Genomic DNA, 17742 nt, shown 5'->3' on the forward strand with positions numbered 1-17742 from the left:
AATCTAATTCTATTTCTCTTTCCAATATAGCCGTTCCAGAAAACATTCTTTTATTCTCCTTTCTCTTCTAAGTCCTTTGCCCCTTTGTAGATAAGGTCGAACAGTTCTTCCAAATCCTTTTCTTCCACACTGGAGAAGGCAATTCTTAGATCCATATTATTAATAGCGATGGTCCCTACCCCATAATGGTCTAGTAAATGCAGTCTAAGCTTTTCTGCATTGAGTTTTATTAACCTTAGACACATAAAATAACCTGAATTAAAGGGGTAATAAGTCCAATATTTGTTTTTATATTTTTCTTTCTCTAGTATTTCTTTTACTTTTTTAGCCCTTCGTTCTAATATCTTGAACTTTTCCTGCTTTTCTTCTTCAAACCATTTTGATTGTAAAGAATCCAACGTTATTGTCTGTGAAAGATGCGAAGAACTAGAGATTGTTCCTCTAATAATCCCTTTTGTTTTCCCCTCCAACGCTGCTAAAACAGCTTCACTCTCAGCCGCATAGGTGAGGAATCCTACACGAAATCCCCATACATAATTCTCTTTCGTCGCTCCATCTATTTTTATAGGTAATATTTTGGGATGTAATCCAGCTAGTCTTCCAAACAATGATTCTTTTATCGAATCTTCATAAAATAACCCAAAATAAGCATCATCTAATAGCACGACCAATTTAATGTCCGCTAAAGCTGCTTCATATAAAACCGAAATAATCCTTTCAGCTTCCTCAATATGAGGAGTATAACCAGTAGGGTTATTTGGGAAATTCAGCAAGACGATGGCTTTCCCGGATAATGATTGTTTCAATAAACATTCTCTAAAAGAGGAAATATTAAATTGTTGCTTTTCATCGAATAATGGAAAGGTAACCAAGTTCCCACCACGTCTAACATGAAAAATAGAATGATAGTTTCCCCAATATTTATCAGGAACGATGATGGTATCGTAAGGATCCACAAATAAATCCGCAGCTATACTAAGTCCATGTGTAAGAGCATTCGTTACAATAGGCAATCCAATACTTTTATTTTGTAATGATGGATTTTCCCTCAATAATTTTTCTTTCCATGCCTCACGCAAACTCTTTTTTCCCTCAGGCGCTGCATATGGATAAATATCCTTAGGGGAATATCCTACAAGCTTATCCTGTATATGTTTAAAGTGCATTGGTTGAGAATTCTCAGTAGCAATACCGATTGTTGCATTAAATCGATAAGCTTTTTTGCTAGCCTCCGCACTCTGACTGAGTATACCTTTTGGATAGAATACATTTTTTCCAAGATTAGAAAGCATATTATATATATATGGATTTTCATTTTTTATGGTATCATTCAGTTGTTTCGCCAAAACATTCAATGCCCTATCTCCTTCATTTATCATTTAGAATAGAGGTTAATTGTTGAATCAAAATAGAATTTTCTTCTGATGTTCCTACAGAAATGCGGATATACTCAGGCATTCCCCATGTATTTCCATAGCGAACAATAATTCCTTTTGCCATCAGTTCATGATAAATATCGTTTGCCTTAGGTCCGAGTTCGACTAATACAAAATTGCTCATACTTTCGGTATATTTTAGCTTGAGTGCTTCAAAAGCCTGATACAGTTGTTCACGTCCAACACGGTTCACTTCTTGCGATGCCATTACATGATCATCGTCAGTAATTGCGGCTGTAGCAGCTGCCTGTGCCAATGAATTTACATTAAATGGTTCTTTAACCTTCATAATGCAATTAATAATGGACTCCCCTGAGATACCAAAACCAACACGTAGCCCCGCCAGACCATACACCTTCGAAAAGGTTTGTAAAACGATAATTGGATAATCCTTCTTAACGAATTCTATGCCATCTGTATAATCAACTGATGTTGCAAAATGACTGTATGCCGAGTCAAATACAACTAGAATATGTTTTGGTAAAGTGCTTAATAATTGCTCCAGGTCATTCCTAGGTAAATAGGTCCCTGTTGGGTTATTAGGAGAACATAGATAGACCAATTTTGTTTTTTCAGTAACGGAAGAAATAATGTCTTTAATATTAAATTGAAAATCTTCACTCAAAGGAACTGCTACAACGTTCGCTCCCATTAAATTAGCTCCAAAATCATATTCACTGAAGGATGGAGAAGGAACAATAATTTCATCACCTGGTTCTAAAAACGTCTCAGAAATTAACGTAATTAGTTCATCTGCTCCATTTGTTATGATAAGATTCCCTTCAGTCAATCCAAACCTTTGTGCAATTTTATTCTTTAGGTATGTGGCATTTGCATCTGGATAACGGTTCAATTCGGGTAAGCATCCGGCAAGTACCTTTATCGCTTTTGGAGATGGCCCAATTGGATTTTCGTTTGAAGCTAATTTAATCACCCTATCTAGACCTAACTCTTTCTGAACTTCCCATATAGGTTTTCCAGGCAAATAAGGTGTAATTTTTCTTAATACTTTTCGAGATTCAATTAGATTCATTCCATTCATCCTTTCTTGCACTATTCCATATTAAATCAATGTCGAATTTTGAAACCATCCAATCATAGAGAATTTGTATCATCCACTGTTTATTGGTTGAAAATCTAGTAATTATGATTCTAAAAAAATTGTAAAAAGAAATAAAAGAGGCAATGGATGGATAACCACTGCCCTTAAAAAAAATCCAATATTCTTTGCAAAACACTTTTATATTCTAGTTTGGAACAGGTGTTGGAGTTGAAGTACCATATGATTCATATTTTTCGTTGATGTAATTGTTAATTTCTTTAAGTTCTTTTCCATCTTGACGCATTTCAACCGCCTCCCGGGCGATTTGGACACAAATATCTCAAGCGGTTCCATGTGGATCCCATTCAGTTACTTCATTGTCTGAACCCATGTTTTTGACAAAACAATCAAGATTGCTCTTATGGCCGGCCCCATCACCGCAACCGCAAAAACAAGGGACCGAAGCTAATACTTCCGGGTTCTCTGCTGCCATTACATATGTCTCCTGCACTTGTGGTGAAGTTGATAAAACGAAATCTGGAAACTTAACATGTTTTGAATCCAATGATAAATCTTTATTCGAGTTGCACCCTGCGAGCAAACTAATTATGATGACGAATAGCAAAGTGTATTTAGCATATTTCATTTCTAGTTATCTCCGTTTCAGTTTATGTGGTATCAAGTTTGTCTTGGTTTAAGAAATAAGATTCGTCTTCAATTCTTCTATTATCTTATCTAATTGAGTTTGTATCTCCGTAACTCCAACACGTTTATAAAATTGATGAAATGTCTCTTTTCGTTCCTGGTTTTTCTTGAAATAGGTAATGAGTTCAGCCAAAACTGGCCCAACTTCCTCTGCTGGGACACGACCTTTTAATTTATCGTTAAATTGTGCTCCAGGCCCCAGAGTTCCTCCAACATAAATCTCAAAAGCTTCCTTAACTCCCTCAGGTGTTTTCATCAAAACGCCTTGTAGCCCTATGTCAGCGATTTGTTTTTGACCACATGCATTTGGACAGCCAACAAAATGGATGCGAATGTCTTCGTGTGTTACCACATGGCGGTCAAGGTATTCAGCAACTGACTTGGCTCTCGCCTTTGTTTCAACAATCGCTAAATTACAAAATTCATTTCCGGTACAAGAAACGGTGCGACTAATAAAACGGTTTGGATTAGGTGATAATTTTTTAAAAATTGGATACTTAAGTACTTCATCAATCAGATCATTAGGGATATTTGGGATAATAATATTTTGTGAAATCGTTGTCCGTAATGATCCATTCCCGAATTTGTCAGCAATATTAGCCAATTCTATTAAATCTGTTCCTCTTAATCTTCCAACTGGGACATTTAGCCCAATATAACTAAACCCTTCTTGTTTTTGAGGATGTACACCATCAAAATAAGCTGCTTGCCAGCCCATCGTCTTATCCTCACCACATTCTTCCATCTTCCCTATTAGTTCTTCTAATTTCTCCTGGAACTGTGCTGCACCCCAATCATCAACAAGGAATTTCATCCTTGCACGATGACGTTTTTCTCGATATCCGTTGTCACGGAAAAGTGTGGTTACACCAATTGCAACCTTCAAAACCTCATCTTGACGAACAAACATATTTAACGGTTTCGCCAAATAAGGCTTTGCTGAAAGTCCACCACCAACCTGCACATGGAAACCAATTACTTCTTCTCCACCTATTATCTTAACGGCTGGCGTAAACCCTAAATCTTGTATCTCTGCATGCGCATTGTTATAAATATTCCCGGAAATAGACATCTTGTATTTTCGAGGTAAATTGGAAAAATCCCGGTTCAATACAAAGAAATCATTTACCTCTTTGACAATTTCACTCGTATCTATAAGCTCATCCATATCAATTCCTGCAAGGGGGTTTCCAACAATAGTCCGTGGACAGTCACCACAGGCTTCATAAGAGTAAAGGCCCACTCTCTCCAACCTTTTGTAGATGTCAGGTAGGTTTTCAACACAAACCCAATGAAATTGAATCGCTTGTCGGACAGTTACATCCACTAGGTTTCGCCCATAGATTTCAGAAATTTCTCCCAAGGTCCTAGCTTGAGCAGAGGTTAATATTCCAGAAGGAATCCTAATCCGCATCATAAAATAACCATTATTTGGCCTTTGCTGGTAAACTCCGGCCCACTTAAACCGATTCAGTTCATCCTCTGGAATAGAATCGTATCCTTCAAAAGCATATTTTTCGATAATTGTACGAATAACGTCCAATCCATCCTTTTCCAGTTTCATTAATTCCACTTTGTTTAGTTTGGAATGGTCCTCTCTTTCCCAAACCGCTTCGTAAGCCACGTTTTATATCAACTCCTCCTATAAAGAAACTTGGATTTCTTTTATCATATAAAATATGGGAAAAATAGAACCCATCCAATTTTGTTAATTTTTCCTCATCCAATTTATTTTTAATATACTTTCATATTGGTTATTTCATCTAAGCGTATTTTCCGAAAACCCCTCTATATCAAGGTTTTAGTTAATAAAAAAAGATCCGGTGATACACTCTCACCAGATCTTCTTTAAAATGGACAATTTAATTGATTCACATTTTATCCACATTATTTAATGCTTCTGCAAATCTATTAATCCCTTCTTTGATCATGTCTTGGTCGGCTCTTCCATAGGTGAACCGCAGGCACCCTTTTTTTGGTTAAAACTCTCCACTATTTGGTTTCTCTGATTTTACTCTAGTGGATGGTCTATTTACTTCATAATTGGATGGTTAACCTTTTGATGTTTAACCTTAAAATAATTTATAGATTGTAAATTTCATTCTATATCATTCAACGAATAAGATTTTCTCTAAGAAAGGATAAATGAATAAAGGGGGATTATTTTGACTTTTGCATATATATTTATTGTCATTACCTTAGTGGCAGCTATTCTTGGAACAATTGTACTTACAACAAAATCGGATGAAAACTATAAAAAAGCAACAAAGCAAAATACATTTAGGCTGACATCTATTTATATTATTGTTATCCTATTTTCTCTAATTGGTTTAGCATGGTACATCACGAGTTTTTAGGCATAAGTAATATAAACCTCATTGATATTTTATGATTGGAGTATCTATTTTATGGAATTATTTCTTATGTTATTTCAAGTTTTGGCAATGGTGACTTTATTTTTTTCAGGTTATTTTATTGGAGTGTTAAGAGAACGTCACGGTAGAAATTGGATTATGTGGATACCAGCATGTGTTGCTGTATTTATGTTCAACATTATTTGGGCAATAACCGAGATGGCAAAGTCCCCGCGTTGGCATTAGATTTTTTCTTTTAGGCAGCAAAAAGTAAACAGTTTAAGATCTAAAAAGAGCGTTAATCCTTCTAGGGTCAACGCTCTTTTTTAAGGTTGAATTTTAAATATTAACTATTCTACATTTCTGTGAATTCTGCTGAGCATATTAGTTTGCAAGACTTTCTTCGGGAAGATGTCCAGAACATTGCTGGAAAGAACGATTCTGCAAACTTTCAGAATACAGACTGTACGCAACGAGTTTTTTATTGGACTGTTTCACTACATCAACCCGATCGCTATAAATGAAGACTAATAACCTTACATCCCTCTTCCCCTTTTTTGAATCAATAATGATTGGAGTTCCACCATATTTAGGATTGATATAAGATTGCTCCGTTCCAGGCCATATATAGTATTTTTCCATAAATATAGCTTGATTAAAAAAATTAACTAATGTATCTTTCTTTTCCTCGTCAAAGGGTATTCCGTTAATGGTAATCGTTACAAGATCTTTATTCATCTTTGAATGAATTTCAAACTTACCTAATAGCCATTCAACAGTACCCGTTGGAAGACAGGTCATTAAAATCTTAATAAGACTAAGAAGAACTATCGAAAGCAATACCCCCATTGTCATATCTCTCATCATCTCCGTTGATATAAAATTTAGAAATTTTATAATAACTCAATAATCGTATTTAATAACCATCCAATAGAGGAATTTTCTATCCATCCAATTTATAAATGGAGCAATCTCATTTTAGAATTAATCTAGATACTGAACAGTGTTATGTTTGTGAGGAGATCACTGTTGGAGTATTTGATGACGAAGATGATATTGAATGTAAGCCCGAAATATAAAAATAGCGCACCTTCACGGCACGCACTACAAATAGCCATATATCATTGATTTTTTTAATCAGATATACGGCTTTTTTCCACATTCAGCCTGGATCATTTTTGACCAAGGCATATATTGTTTTAATATTTCTGGGTCTCTATGAATATCTAGATTCGGAAGATCCGTCAATAACTTCAAAAGGTATTGATAAAAATCTATGCCATTCGCTTTGGCCGTTTCTGCGATACTTAAACAAATTGCGTTGGCTTTTGCGCCAGCTTCACTAACAGAGTGGAGCCAATTTTTGCGACCAACCACACTTGGACGGATGGCATTTTCGGCTGGATTATTATCAATTTCGATGCGACCATCCATCAAAAATGCTTTTAGTCCATTCGCTCTGTTTAGAGTATATTCGGCTGCCTTCGCAAGCGCATTTTTGCCGTAGAATGGCGATTTTTCAACCCAGTCCAGAAACTCTTCAACGATTGGCTTTGAGTATTTTTGCCGTTTTTTTCTTCGCTTACTCGGAGACAGGTGTTTGAATTGTCTTTCTAAACGATATAAATCATCACAATATTTTACACCGATTTGTCCATTTTTGCTCTCCACTTTCAACCAGTAGCGACGAACGTGCGCGAGACAATTTGCGAAAGTGACACCTTCAATTTTGTCATAGGCAGAATAACCATCACAGATAATTGTCCCAGAAAAGCCTTCAATGAAACTTTCAAGGACAGATCGAGCACGTGATAATGAGCTTTTAAAGAGAGTTATGATTGGCCCTTGGCTTGGCACGCTTCGAAACACCCAATTATAGGCATTTGTTTGACCAGATTTCCCATCGGATCGGTTGATAATTTGTCCAAAAGTTTCATCGACATGCAATAGCGATTTATCCATCATCAAAACTTTCATTCTTTCGTATATAGGCAATAGCCAATCATGTGATGCCCGAATGACCCAATTCGAAAGGTTCTTATCATTGGTATTCAGGCCATAACGATCCCATTCCTTTACCTGACGGTAAAGTGGTAAGTATTGCGAAAACTTGTCATAGATAACTTTGGCAAGTACGCTTGGACTTGCGATGCTCCGTTGAATAGCTGGTTGCGGCGCTTTTCCACGTTTAATTTGTGCAGGGTGAGTTGAATTACTTTTACAGATCTTACATTCATATGCATGTTCAATATGCTGGACCTTCATCATCTTTGCCGGAATAAATTTTGCCTCTTCACGGACGATTGTACCACCGATTTCAATCATTTGATGTTGGCAACAGTCATAGATTATATTGTCAGGGTGATGATGAATCGTCTCTACTTCTACATCATCACGCAATGAATCATTTCGTTTTTTCTTTTGAATTTTGCGAACAACAGTATAAGTAATTATCTGTTGGCTTTGTTCTACTGTGTGCTCAGTTTCGTTAAAAGACGGGTCATCCTCAAATAATGAACCTTGCCCATCGGGCACATTGTATTTAGATTTTTCGGTTTTGGATCCATATAAGAGTTTTGTTAACTGGCGAAGTTGTTCAGACAAAGCTTCGTTCTGCTTCAATGCTTTATCTAATTTCTTCGATAACTCTTGGTTTTGCTTATTCGAATGAGCCAGTTGTTCCTCAAGCAATCGAATTAATTTTTCGTTTTGATTTTCATTAGTAGAAGCGTTTGCCACATCATTCACCACATTCCGTTCGAATTCGCTCCTATTATTATATCTAGTTCGGAAGGTTGAATAAAGGTAAAATTCACAAAATTTAGAACTCACCTTTTGATGATGGTTGAATCGCCTTAGGTTGCTGAATCGATAAACCTTCAAGGAGCCATCGAAGCTCCTGTTGTGATAGATTACGGACTTCATTTTCATCTTTAGGCCATTGTAGTTTTCCATTATCCAGGCGCTTATAAAGCATGGCGAAGCCATCGCCATCGAAATACAAACATTTATATCTATCTTTACTCCAGCCGGAAAATAGGAAAATGGAATCGCCATACGGATCAAGTTCAAATGAATCTTGTATTAGTGTGGCAAGTCCATCAATGCCTTTTCGCATATCAGTCTTTCCGCAGATGATATAGATATTTTTCACGCTTGTATAATCGTATTTCATAGATGTTTCAACTCCCTCATGACTGTTTGGATAACGTGCTCATTCACGCCATCGAAGAAGGAGATTTCAGCGTTTGCCGTTTTGATCGTGCAAATGCTTTTGGAAGAAACAACTGACGAAGTGGATGTAAAAGAACTTTCGCTAGTTGGGTGAAGTGTAACGGGGACTATGGTCAATTTTTGTTGTGGCATAAGAAAGCACCTCCTTAAATTGATACATGTATCGTACCAGGAGATGCTGCTTGTTTATATGCGTAGTTTGAATTCGGGCTTACTATTGAATAGCCAAAGTACCCATAGGGCAGCAAATAAAAAAGGATTGAAGCGGGGCTTGCTGTATCACAAGCGAAAAGCTTCAATCCATTGGTATGTAAGGTTTAGCGGGACTGTGTGGGAATCGGACCCACCTGACCTGGCACGCAGGTCACTAGCGGTTTTGAAGTTTGCTAGCATCTGTTTTTTTAGTATCTTGATGTACCCTGAAGTACTGATATATCAAGGTTTCTTTTTTTCTAGTAATTTCTTGTGATTTGTAATTTTAAATATATGGGCACCAAGCATGGCACCAAAACACCTTACTTTATTTAAAATAAAAACTCTCCTTGATTATAGTTAGGACAAGTGAAAAAAGGGACCTGATTCTTAGATACAGGTTCCTTCTAGTTTTTTCGCACCTTCGCTTTTCTTTGGATTGTTTGAAAATAATGTTAGGATGTAGGCGGGTGAATACACCAATAAATCCGGCCATTATAATAAAATATTACTAAGAAAATTCAATCAATTAAACCCTATTAGGAAGTTGTTTGTGGGACAAAGTTCCTCAAAGCTCTACTTTCCTCATAATTTGCTCCATTTGAAAACCACAAAAAAATATTTTCATTTGGTTCTTCTGGATTTAACCAATTCACCACACTGATTTCTTGGACATCATTTAATATTGAACAGAAATTGTTCCTAGCCTTTTTATCTAAAGAAATAATAATTTTATCAGAAAGCAATGCAGCTTCTATTAAATGCATATCTTTCATAATGGCTGGCACTCTGCTCCTATCTTTTATCACTAATACTTTTTCTTTTAGATGACTTATTTCACCAGACTCATCTATTTTTATTATTCTTCCCCGAGATTTCATACTTGAAAAAATCATAATTCCTAATTTTGAGGGATGATCAAACCATTCCTTTTGTAATTGTTGATTAAAAACTAATTTATGCGTTGATTTTAGTACTTCATCCAATATATTTTTACAAATTTTTGAAACCGGAATTTGTTTTGTGGAAGCAGAAGTAGCAACACAGGCATCAACAACTAAAAACCTACTCATTTATGTTGTCCTCCGCTGCATATAAATAGTTCATTTCAGCAGTAATTTCCACCTCATCAAAATCTATTGGCCAATCACCGAAGGAACCATCGGAATTCAATACCGCACTTTCAATTTGAGTTTCACCAGATTCTTTGTTCCTTGAAAACCAATGTAGATTAACATCTTCCTTATTAATTTTATTTCTTGCAACCGCAGTTTGAACTCCCTTGATTATTAATGAACTATGGGTCTCAATTACTATTCGAACTCCCTTTAGAACGGCCTCGCCTAATATTTCTGCCAATGCATATTGAGCTCTAGGATGTAAGTGGATTTCTGGTTGTTCAACGTAAACCATTTGCCCTGGTTTAGCATAAACTAGTGCAACAAGTACTGGTAAAGTTTGAGAAACCCCCAGACCAACATCCGCAATGTTAACTAAATCAGTAGCCTCATTTTCAACAAGAAGTCCACGTCCGACATTTATTGCTACTTGGGTATCATTGATTTTTTCAGTCCTAACTTTATTAGTTAAACCCAACATTTTTAAATATTTTTCTAATCTTAATAGCTGTTTCTTATCACCTAATTGCCATTTATTAATTAAACTCGCTACATACTTTTCAAAGTTTCCAGGAAGATATGTACTCTCAAAATCAGAATCAATTGCAGTCGTAGGATAATTCCGTTCAGGGTTACCTCTCAGTCCTGGTAAATGAATTATATTTCTTAAAGGGGCTTTAAATGTATTTTGTGGATACTCCCATATCGAAAAAGAAGCACCTGAAAAAGAAATATTAACATTAAAAAAACATCTATCTCTTGAAATTTTTGCAGTAACATCCTCATCTACGAAGCTAGTAAAAACTTTTTTAATGTAATCTGGTAACTTATCTAATAGCGTACTAGTATCTGTTTCTTTATCTAAAGTAATTTCTTTAATAGTTTGATTATAATTTTCATCATAAAAAGTGGTTTTATAAAATGCTTTTTCAATTATGAAACCATTCTTATTTTTACTGTATGTTATTTCGCAAGTGTCTTCATTATCAATTACAAAACCAACTGTAAATTTCTCCCTTTTTTTACCCTGTACATTTGTATGTAAAATTTGATCGACTGAAGTGAATTTTACATGGGGACCGTTTAACAACAAAGCTCCTGGGTCAAAGCCCTCTTCTATCGTTTGCTTCATCAACAACAATGGTTGGATAAAGCTAGATTTTCCCGAACTATTAGTACCAGCCAATACCGTTAAAGGTTTAATAGAAATACTTGTTAAGTTATTTACCGATTTGTATCCACCAACTATAACATTAGTAATAGAAGGTACTTTTTTTAAACCAGGGTTCCTCTTTCGTATATTTTTCTTTTTGTGTTGCCTTTTATTCATGCTATCACCTCTCCTAATAATATAGATATTACCATTTTATCCAATGTTGTCTATAATGATTTTCCAATTATCATAACCAGTATCTTATATTTGATAATAAAAAAATAATTCAAACACAAAACCGTGATTTTTTTACGTGAAGCATATAATACTTTAATAAACTTTTAAGGGAATACAACTAAAATCGGAATCGGTTCTCACCATATTCATTAGATTAGAAGATTTATTTATTAAATATTCAATTGCCTGATCATTCAATCTACTTATAATATTATTTAAAACTTATGTAAACAGAATTATATTACGATCGATTACACACACGGAGAAATTTAAAATTTATTTGATGTCAAAGATACCTCCCAATATTTCTTATTAGTTTATTGATTTTTCAAAAACTTCAAGACTTTCTATTTACTAAATCAGCTATATCTGAACTTAAAGCTGTATCAAGTGCTTTTTTTACTTGAATGGGACTCATAAACTGATCCTTAGTAAGTATTTGGTTTTCATAATCAGGCAAATTATAATATTTTTCATGGCTAATGTTAAGTGAAGAGTAGCCTGATATAGTTTGATATTTAAATATATTTCCTTCTATATTCCACCATAGACTTTCAAGGTTATTACGATCTAGGTCAATTACTCTCTTTTTTCCGGGAGGACCTGCAAGAAGAACGGTATGATTATTCCATTCATTTTCAATAAATCTGACCATCTGAAAACCCAATAGTTAAATAGCTTAGAAAGTATATATCCACCATAACCAGCTACTTGCCCACAAATATTACCTTGAAAATTATAAAATCGGTCCCAGTTAGCATTACACATTATTTTAAATAGTGTAGGGTGAAACTTTTCAATCATAAAATTTAATACTTCAATTTCATAACGACTTTGGGTTTCTATCTCTTCTCCAGAGTACAATGTTGTTTATTCCTTGTATTAAAATAGTTACTAATAAAGTTATATTCATCCTTCTCCCCATATAAAGGTTTTAAAATCTTAGTAATTAATAGTTCCTCCATTTTTTTCTTATCCACTTGTTTCCCCTCCAAAAAAATTAAAAATAACTTCTATCATAATTATTAAAAATAGTCTATTGCTTAATAATACATAGTTCCAATACTCTAATTCAAATAGTAATCATCTATTAACATTAATTTTATTTAAGATTGGCGCGGTTCAATAAAAAGCTAGTAAAGAACACTCGTAGAGTATTACTCTCGTTAATTTTAACGGTATGCAAGCTCTAGTAGTAAAAAGCCCTAGTTTCGTTGATATGACTACGATTCTAGGGCTTTTATTATGTATTTAAATAACGAAAAATGTGGTAAAACACCCCCTTTTTTCGGGACCTCCTGGGGCCAATTTGGGGCCAGTTTTTAAAAAGCGTGGCAGGTGTATATTATATTTTGATTTTTATGTTAAGTGAAATTAATGGCCTATAATATTGAACGGATGAAGCCGCATTCTTACGTTAACTCAACTCTCGCACATGAAATTTGTGTTAAAAGTTCTTTACTATTCTTCCACAATCGGGCGATTGTAGAAGATCTTATTGAAGATAAGCCCCCTTTTAGTTTAATTATTATTCTCAAACTCATCCAAATGTATATTAAGCTTGATTTCTGCTTCACTTATTTAACTTTATTCAAAAATCGACATATACTTCTTTTAGGTGAATATTTAAAAACTTTTTTCATACATATTCTCTCTAATGATATACGCTTTTTTTACTTTTGATATTTGGTATCGTGTAAATGATATGTGTTTTTATAATCCTCCAAAATTTTAATTTCTTCTTGGAAGCTTGTACTTCTATCCACAGAATAACTCATTACCAGTATCATTTCAGCTCATTTTGCAACATTGCCTCCCAAGTCATTAATAGGGATGGTATAAATTTTTGTAAAGCCTTATTTAACTCTTTAGAGCTAAACTCAAATGATTCAGATTTGTATTGTGTATATATAGTCTTTTGAATCGAGCGAATACAGTTAAATACATATTCCCCAAACTCGTATGATTCATCTTAAGTGGGAATCGTTCCCTTATGTAAAACACTATTTCTAAATTTGTTTTGTTTATCGTCAAAAATAAGTGGTGCTCCTTTAAAATGATTCATCAACATCGAAGAAAAAGCCCCTAATGGTCTTTCTGAAGAATTTTTTTATTGTTTTTTCCATAGTTCCGAAGATATCTCTTCATCTATGCCATTTAAATGCCAAATAAATTTAATCGTCCATTCTCTAAACCTCTCCACTGATGCGATAAAACATCCCACCGCTTCGAAGTAATAGCCATCCAATAAAGCAATTGCAGCCATTTGGAATAATATTTGATACTTAACATAAGCAGTTATTGCTGTTGTCTCATGTCGTTTATAACAAGTAAAATTATATACGCCGTCTTCATTTACAGTGACTCTATAGAACTGAAAATCATGAGGATCAGGCTAATTTTGACTTAATATAATACACTGACTACAAGTAATATATATATTCAATTTTTCTCCCCCTCAATATCTATGTAATTTAATCCTATCACAATTTCATGAGGTTTAGAGACTAACCCCTTCTTAAACTATTCTGCGCCATTAGCTTAATAAAAAATTAGCCGCCAAAGGGCAGCAGGCTACTTTTTTGAACGAAAATAAATCGCCAAACTCATTGAAATAAAGTTATTAATCCAATTAGGCCGTATATAATAATATCAAATTCAGTTCTCCTATTTTCGTTACAATCATACGGTCTTGGACCTGTAGAAGAGTAGGTTTCATTGATGCACCTTCAACAACAATTGGTGTTAGAATGAATGTACGAATAATAAAAGCCAATAATATCGCAATTAGAAATGTCTTAATCCATTCCCAAATCTCATTTTTGTCTTTTGTCATTAACTTTTATCCCCTCACAATTTAATTAGATTTTCTTCAATTACATTTAATAGGTGTATTACTTCTATTTTCTCAAATCTATATTCCTTAAGTAATTATAACACTTAGGGATATATTTCCATAAAAATTTCAAATTCCTTCCTTCATTATCCTCATCTCTACTTTAAGTACATAATTTGACAATCTCCTTAAAAATTAGCATAGAGCTCTAAGTTACTTTAAAGGAGTTGGTCCAAAATCTGGCCAATTCATTAAAAAGAGCGCATTTCTTGCTGCAGAAATGCGCCCTTTAATAGAATAACTAATATAAAGTCAATATATTTTACTTAAACTAAAGCCCCCAATTCGCACAATAAGGAATAACTTATTTTTTACCTTTTAAGTCGCCATACTATTCGACATACTATTCAACTAGCGTAATGTTGAGGTTAAATAACTTTGTTCATTTTCAAACTTATGATTTCGGTAATCTAATCATTAGATATTCATTGTCATCTCCTAATTTCCCATGATTAACAAATTTGAATTGTTCATAATACTTAACTAAATCATCAGTTTCCGCATAAAGAACTAACGGTAAATTAATATCTCTCGAGAAAGTAATTGCTTCTTTAATTAACCTTGTACCTTCTTTTTTTTTATTTGAGTGTAAACTTACAATTTCAATAGCATTTTTATATAAACCTTTTAATATATTCTTAGTTTCATTTGTAATCGTATAGCAATATCTAATAACAATCATACTATTTAAGTTGATGTCAAAAAGAGATATCGCGTCTTGACCATAAGGTTTCAGAAAAAATTTCATATCAGACATCTTTAACATCCAGTTAATATATAAAACTTGCTTAATTGCTTTAGCTTTCTTTAACTCGGGTAAATTCTTGTTTAATAAATTCCTAACAATTTTTGTAGATCTAATGAGTTCATGATTGCACTCAGGACTACTAATAAATTTGATAAAAGCATCATGTTCTATATCTGCTTTAATCACCACTTACCACCTCTTTTCTAACTAATTACAATTTACACACTTATTGATTAGTATACTAGGAATCTTTTCCAAATCCAATAATTATCAATTTTTGCCTTTAATATTTAACTTACTCCCATCTTATTTAAATTAGCCCATATTTTTACAGTGATTATTAATAATAATAAAAATCAAGTATAGACTCACTATTAAATACGTTAGCTTTATCATGTAGTAATTTGGTTTCTAAATAGGTTTATTGCATATCTCTTCTTTCACTACCCTGCCTCGTTAGCTTAAGTATATTTTTTTACAATCTCCGCTATATGTTAACATAAATATCCATTTACCTTAGGAAGCGTGCCTCCACAATCTGGCGTAAAAAATGAAATATGCGCAATCATCTTTCGATAATTGGTAAGCCCGAAATATAAAAATAGCGCACCTTCACGGTACGCACCACAAATAATAGGAACGAATTCGAACGGAAAGTGGTGAATGATGTGGCAACATTTCTACTAATGATAATCAATACGAGAAATTAATTCGATTGCTTGAGGAACAACTGGCTCATTCGAATAAACAAAACCAAGAGTTATCGAAGAAATTAGATAAAGCATTGTAGCGGAACGAAACGTTGTCTGAACAACTTCGCCAATTAACAAAACTCATATATGGATCTAAAACCGAAAAATCCAAATACAATGTGCCTGATGGGCAAGGCTCATTGTTTGAGGATGACCCGTCTTTTAACGAAACTCGATGGTCTAATCGCCTTAGGCTGCTGAATTGATAAACCTTCAAGGAGCCACCGAAGCTCCTGTTGTGATAGATTACGGACTTCATTTTCATTTTTAGGCCATTGAAGTTTACCTTTATCCAGGCGTTTATAAAGCATAACGAAGCCATCCCCATCGAAATATAAACATTTATATCTGTCTTTACTCCAGCCAGAAAATAGGAAAATGGAATCGCCGTAAGGATCAAGTTCGAAAGAATCTTGAATCAATGTGGCCAAGCCATCAATGCCTTTTCGCATATCGGTCTTTCCACAAATGATATAGATATTTTTCACACTTGTATAATCGTGTTTCATAGATGCCTCAACTCCCTCATGACGGTTTGGATAACGTGCTCATTTGCGCCATTGAAGAAGGAAATTTCTGCGTTTGCCGTTTTAATCGTGTAAATGCTTGCGGAAGGATTAATTGAAGAAGTAGGTGAAAAAGAACTTTCGCTAATTGGATCGAGCGTAACGGGGACAATGGTTAATTTTTGTTGTGGCATAAGAAAGCACCTCCTTTAATTGATACATGTATCGTACCAGGAGATGCAGCTTGTTTATATGCGTAGTTTGAATTCGGGCTTACGGAGTAAGGACAATGTTATATCCTTTCTTTTTTGACCCCCCAAAAAAGAAACTGACCCAAAAAACATCTTAATTAGGACAGTTCCAATTTTTCTCAAGTTTATCAAGAAGATGTTTGCTTATAATTTACTCATTATTTGACTCTGCTAATTCATATGAGGCATCAATAAATCTTTCTAATTCCTCATCATTCATTTTATTTGAGTTATTACCCCTTTGAGTATTGTTTATATTAACACGGAAATTTACAATCATCTGTGGATTCTCTCTTGTCATGTTGACTAGATATTGTTTTTCCGTAATTAAATGCTCATTAATTTCAGCTCTTCTTATCTCTTTTTTCGAAGCAAAATCCTCATTAACTGGCCGATTTTGATGTAATACAGTTTCTTCGTCACGATGTATACGTTGTCTCCAAATGCTAACCACTTGAGTCCAATATCTTTGCGCACTGTACAGATACTTTGAAACAAGGATTTGTTTAGGAACAAGTACTACTGGATGCCCATCAAAACTTGGAAGTCTTTCTAACGTAACTTCCCAATTATGATTAATATGATCCCAGTAATGAAATCTAAAATCATATGTTAAATCAATATTATGAATTTCACATTGCTCTTGCGTAAATGAAACTAATTCAGACTTTATTAAACTAGCCACTAAATCAGACAACAAATCTTCACCAAAATCTGGAACAAACACATAAAAATCTTCTAGTCTTCCAACAATCACATCTTCTAATAATCCCTGCATTTGAACATAATCAAAAACCTTCGCCAGAGATTCTTCTGAATTCCCATTACCTCTTGGAAAACCTCGTGTATACCCCAGAAAGAGTTCGTTTGACTCACCAGAAGATTGGAAATAATCTCTTGCTGTTTCAGTTTCACCCTCAGAATACAAATCAAAAATTGTATTAAAGAAATCTTGAATAATAATACTACAATTTTGAAACCATTCTCCGTCTTCTGCTGCAATACGAGTGGGATCTATGAATAACTGATTATCCCTATCAATACGGATATTAACAAAAGCAAAATTTGATTGACTATGATTTTCCAATCCAAACTTCTCTGAAAATTTCATGTGATTC

17 protein-coding genes and 1 pseudogene are annotated in these 17742 nt (G+C 34.2%); 2 read left to right on the forward strand and 16 right to left on the reverse strand.

The window, feature by feature from the left end:
- Positions 1 to 50: 50 nt before the first annotated feature.
- From ACI48O_RS10260 to ACI48O_RS10275, 4 genes are all read right to left on the reverse strand, one after another.
- Entirely contained in the window at positions 51 to 1355 is a 1305-nt protein-coding gene (locus ACI48O_RS10260) for an aminotransferase class I/II-fold pyridoxal phosphate-dependent enzyme (RefSeq protein WP_435561775.1), read from the reverse strand.
- A gap of 13 nt (positions 1356 to 1368) precedes the next feature.
- Complete coding sequence (gene hisC, locus ACI48O_RS10265) at positions 1369 to 2478, reverse strand: histidinol-phosphate transaminase (RefSeq protein ID WP_435561704.1); 1110 nt, start codon at positions 2476 to 2478, stop codon at positions 1369 to 1371.
- Between the two features lie 205 nt (positions 2479 to 2683).
- Positions 2684 to 3124 carry a PCYCGC motif-containing (lipo)protein gene (locus ACI48O_RS10270; RefSeq protein ID WP_435561705.1) on the reverse strand — a complete coding sequence of 147 codons (441 nt, stop codon included), beginning with the start codon at positions 3122 to 3124 and terminating at the stop codon, positions 2684 to 2686.
- Positions 3125 to 3172: 48 nt separating this feature from the next.
- The gene (locus ACI48O_RS10275) at positions 3173 to 4807 is read right to left on the reverse strand and encodes a nitrite/sulfite reductase (protein ID WP_435561706.1); all 1635 of its coding nucleotides are present in this window, start codon (positions 4805 to 4807) and stop codon (positions 3173 to 3175) included.
- 541 nt (positions 4808 to 5348) lie between these two features.
- On the opposite strand from ACI48O_RS10275, the gene ACI48O_RS10280 reads away from it, so the two are divergent.
- Positions 5349 to 5540, forward strand: a complete 192-nt coding sequence (locus ACI48O_RS10280) for a hypothetical protein (protein WP_435561707.1) — start codon at positions 5349 to 5351, stop codon at positions 5538 to 5540.
- Positions 5541 to 5921: 381 nt separating this feature from the next.
- Here the strand turns inward: ACI48O_RS10280 and ACI48O_RS10285 are convergent, their stop codons facing one another.
- The 9 genes from ACI48O_RS10285 to ACI48O_RS10325 form a co-directional block, all read right to left on the reverse strand.
- Entirely contained in the window at positions 5922 to 6392 is a 471-nt protein-coding gene (locus ACI48O_RS10285) for a YfmQ family protein (protein ID WP_435561708.1), read from the reverse strand.
- 282 nt (positions 6393 to 6674) lie between these two features.
- Positions 6675 to 8276 (reverse strand): IS66 family transposase, encoded by a 1602-nt coding sequence (tnpC, locus tag ACI48O_RS10290; RefSeq protein ID WP_435561709.1) that lies wholly within the window; start codon positions 8274 to 8276, stop codon positions 6675 to 6677.
- Positions 8277 to 8358: 82 nt separating this feature from the next.
- The gene (gene tnpB, locus ACI48O_RS10295; RefSeq protein ID WP_435561710.1) at positions 8359 to 8712 is read right to left on the reverse strand and encodes an IS66 family insertion sequence element accessory protein TnpB; all 354 of its coding nucleotides are present in this window, start codon (positions 8710 to 8712) and stop codon (positions 8359 to 8361) included.
- Complete coding sequence (locus ACI48O_RS10300) at positions 8709 to 8903, reverse strand: hypothetical protein (RefSeq protein WP_435561711.1); 195 nt, start codon at positions 8901 to 8903, stop codon at positions 8709 to 8711. Before ACI48O_RS10300 ends, tnpB (ACI48O_RS10295) begins: the two co-directional genes overlap by 4 nt.
- 599 nt (positions 8904 to 9502) lie before the next feature.
- Positions 9503 to 10036, reverse strand: a complete 534-nt coding sequence (locus ACI48O_RS10305; RefSeq protein ID WP_435561712.1) for a hypothetical protein — start codon at positions 10034 to 10036, stop codon at positions 9503 to 9505.
- Positions 10029 to 11411 carry an AAA family ATPase gene (locus ACI48O_RS10310; RefSeq protein WP_435561713.1) on the reverse strand — a complete coding sequence of 461 codons (1383 nt, stop codon included), beginning with the start codon at positions 11409 to 11411 and terminating at the stop codon, positions 10029 to 10031. Before ACI48O_RS10310 ends, ACI48O_RS10305 begins: the two co-directional genes overlap by 8 nt.
- Before the next feature lie 397 nt (positions 11412 to 11808).
- Positions 11809 to 12126 carry a hypothetical protein gene (locus ACI48O_RS10315; protein ID WP_435561714.1) on the reverse strand — a complete coding sequence of 106 codons (318 nt, stop codon included), beginning with the start codon at positions 12124 to 12126 and terminating at the stop codon, positions 11809 to 11811.
- Positions 12127 to 14103: 1977 nt separating this feature from the next.
- Complete coding sequence (locus ACI48O_RS10320) at positions 14104 to 14307, reverse strand: S26 family signal peptidase (RefSeq protein WP_435561715.1); 204 nt, start codon at positions 14305 to 14307, stop codon at positions 14104 to 14106.
- A gap of 454 nt (positions 14308 to 14761) precedes the next feature.
- On the reverse strand, positions 14762 to 15301 hold the full coding sequence (locus ACI48O_RS10325) for a hypothetical protein (RefSeq protein WP_435561716.1): 540 nt from the start codon (positions 15299 to 15301) through the stop codon (positions 14762 to 14764).
- Between the two features lie 490 nt (positions 15302 to 15791).
- On the opposite strand from ACI48O_RS10325, the pseudogene ACI48O_RS10330 reads away from it, so the two are divergent.
- Positions 15792 to 16028: pseudogene (locus tag ACI48O_RS10330) on the forward strand (hypothetical protein); the annotation flags it as partial.
- Here ACI48O_RS10330 and tnpB (ACI48O_RS10335) read toward each other — a convergent pair.
- The 3 genes from tnpB (ACI48O_RS10335) to ACI48O_RS10345 all read right to left on the reverse strand — a co-directional run bounded on the left by tnpB (ACI48O_RS10335) (position 16005) and on the right by ACI48O_RS10345 (position 17735).
- Positions 16005 to 16376 (reverse strand): IS66 family insertion sequence element accessory protein TnpB, encoded by a 372-nt coding sequence (tnpB, locus tag ACI48O_RS10335; protein ID WP_435561717.1) that lies wholly within the window; start codon positions 16374 to 16376, stop codon positions 16005 to 16007. The pseudogene ACI48O_RS10330 and the gene tnpB (ACI48O_RS10335) overlap by 24 nt on opposite strands.
- Positions 16373 to 16567: a hypothetical protein gene (locus tag ACI48O_RS10340; RefSeq protein WP_435561718.1), complete on the reverse strand. Its 195-nt coding sequence runs from the start codon at positions 16565 to 16567 to the stop codon at positions 16373 to 16375. The genes tnpB (ACI48O_RS10335) and ACI48O_RS10340 overlap by 4 nt, the downstream gene beginning before the upstream one ends.
- Before the next feature lie 208 nt (positions 16568 to 16775).
- The gene (locus ACI48O_RS10345) at positions 16776 to 17735 is read right to left on the reverse strand and encodes a hypothetical protein (protein ID WP_435561719.1); all 960 of its coding nucleotides are present in this window, start codon (positions 17733 to 17735) and stop codon (positions 16776 to 16778) included.
- Between the last annotated feature and the right edge of the window lie 7 nt (positions 17736 to 17742).

It is taken from the genome of Neobacillus terrisolis, assembly GCF_051233475.1.
Classification (GTDB): Bacteria; Bacillota; Bacilli; order Bacillales; family Cytobacillaceae; genus Bacillus_BU.

Excerpts from the sequence above, each read along its gene's own strand:
- hisC (WP_435561704.1), bottom strand. The coding sequence starts at position 2,478 with ATGAATGGAATGAATCTAATTGAATCTCGAAAAGTATTAAGAAAAATT.
- ACI48O_RS10285 (WP_435561708.1), bottom strand. The coding sequence starts at position 6,392 with ATGACAATGGGGGTATTGCTTTCGATAGTTCTTCTTAGTCTTATTAAG.
- tnpB (WP_435561710.1), bottom strand. The coding sequence starts at position 8,712 with ATGAAATACGATTATACAAGCGTGAAAAATATCTATATCATCTGCGGA.
- ACI48O_RS10300 (WP_435561711.1), bottom strand. The coding sequence starts at position 8,903 with ATGCCACAACAAAAATTGACCATAGTCCCCGTTACACTTCACCCAACT.
- ACI48O_RS10305 (WP_435561712.1), bottom strand. The coding sequence starts at position 10,036 with ATGAGTAGGTTTTTAGTTGTTGATGCCTGTGTTGCTACTTCTGCTTCC.
- ACI48O_RS10310 (WP_435561713.1), bottom strand. The coding sequence starts at position 11,411 with ATGAATAAAAGGCAACACAAAAAGAAAAATATACGAAAGAGGAACCCT.
- ACI48O_RS10315 (WP_435561714.1), bottom strand. The coding sequence starts at position 12,126 with ATGGTCAGATTTATTGAAAATGAATGGAATAATCATACCGTTCTTCTT.
- ACI48O_RS10320 (WP_435561715.1), bottom strand. The coding sequence starts at position 14,307 with ATGACAAAAGACAAAAATGAGATTTGGGAATGGATTAAGACATTTCTA.
- tnpB (WP_435561717.1), bottom strand. The coding sequence starts at position 16,376 with ATGAAACACGATTATACAAGTGTGAAAAATATCTATATCATTTGTGGA.
- ACI48O_RS10340 (WP_435561718.1), bottom strand. The coding sequence starts at position 16,567 with ATGCCACAACAAAAATTAACCATTGTCCCCGTTACGCTCGATCCAATT.
- ACI48O_RS10345 (WP_435561719.1), bottom strand. The coding sequence starts at position 17,735 with ATGAAATTTTCAGAGAAGTTTGGATTGGAAAATCATAGTCAATCAAAT.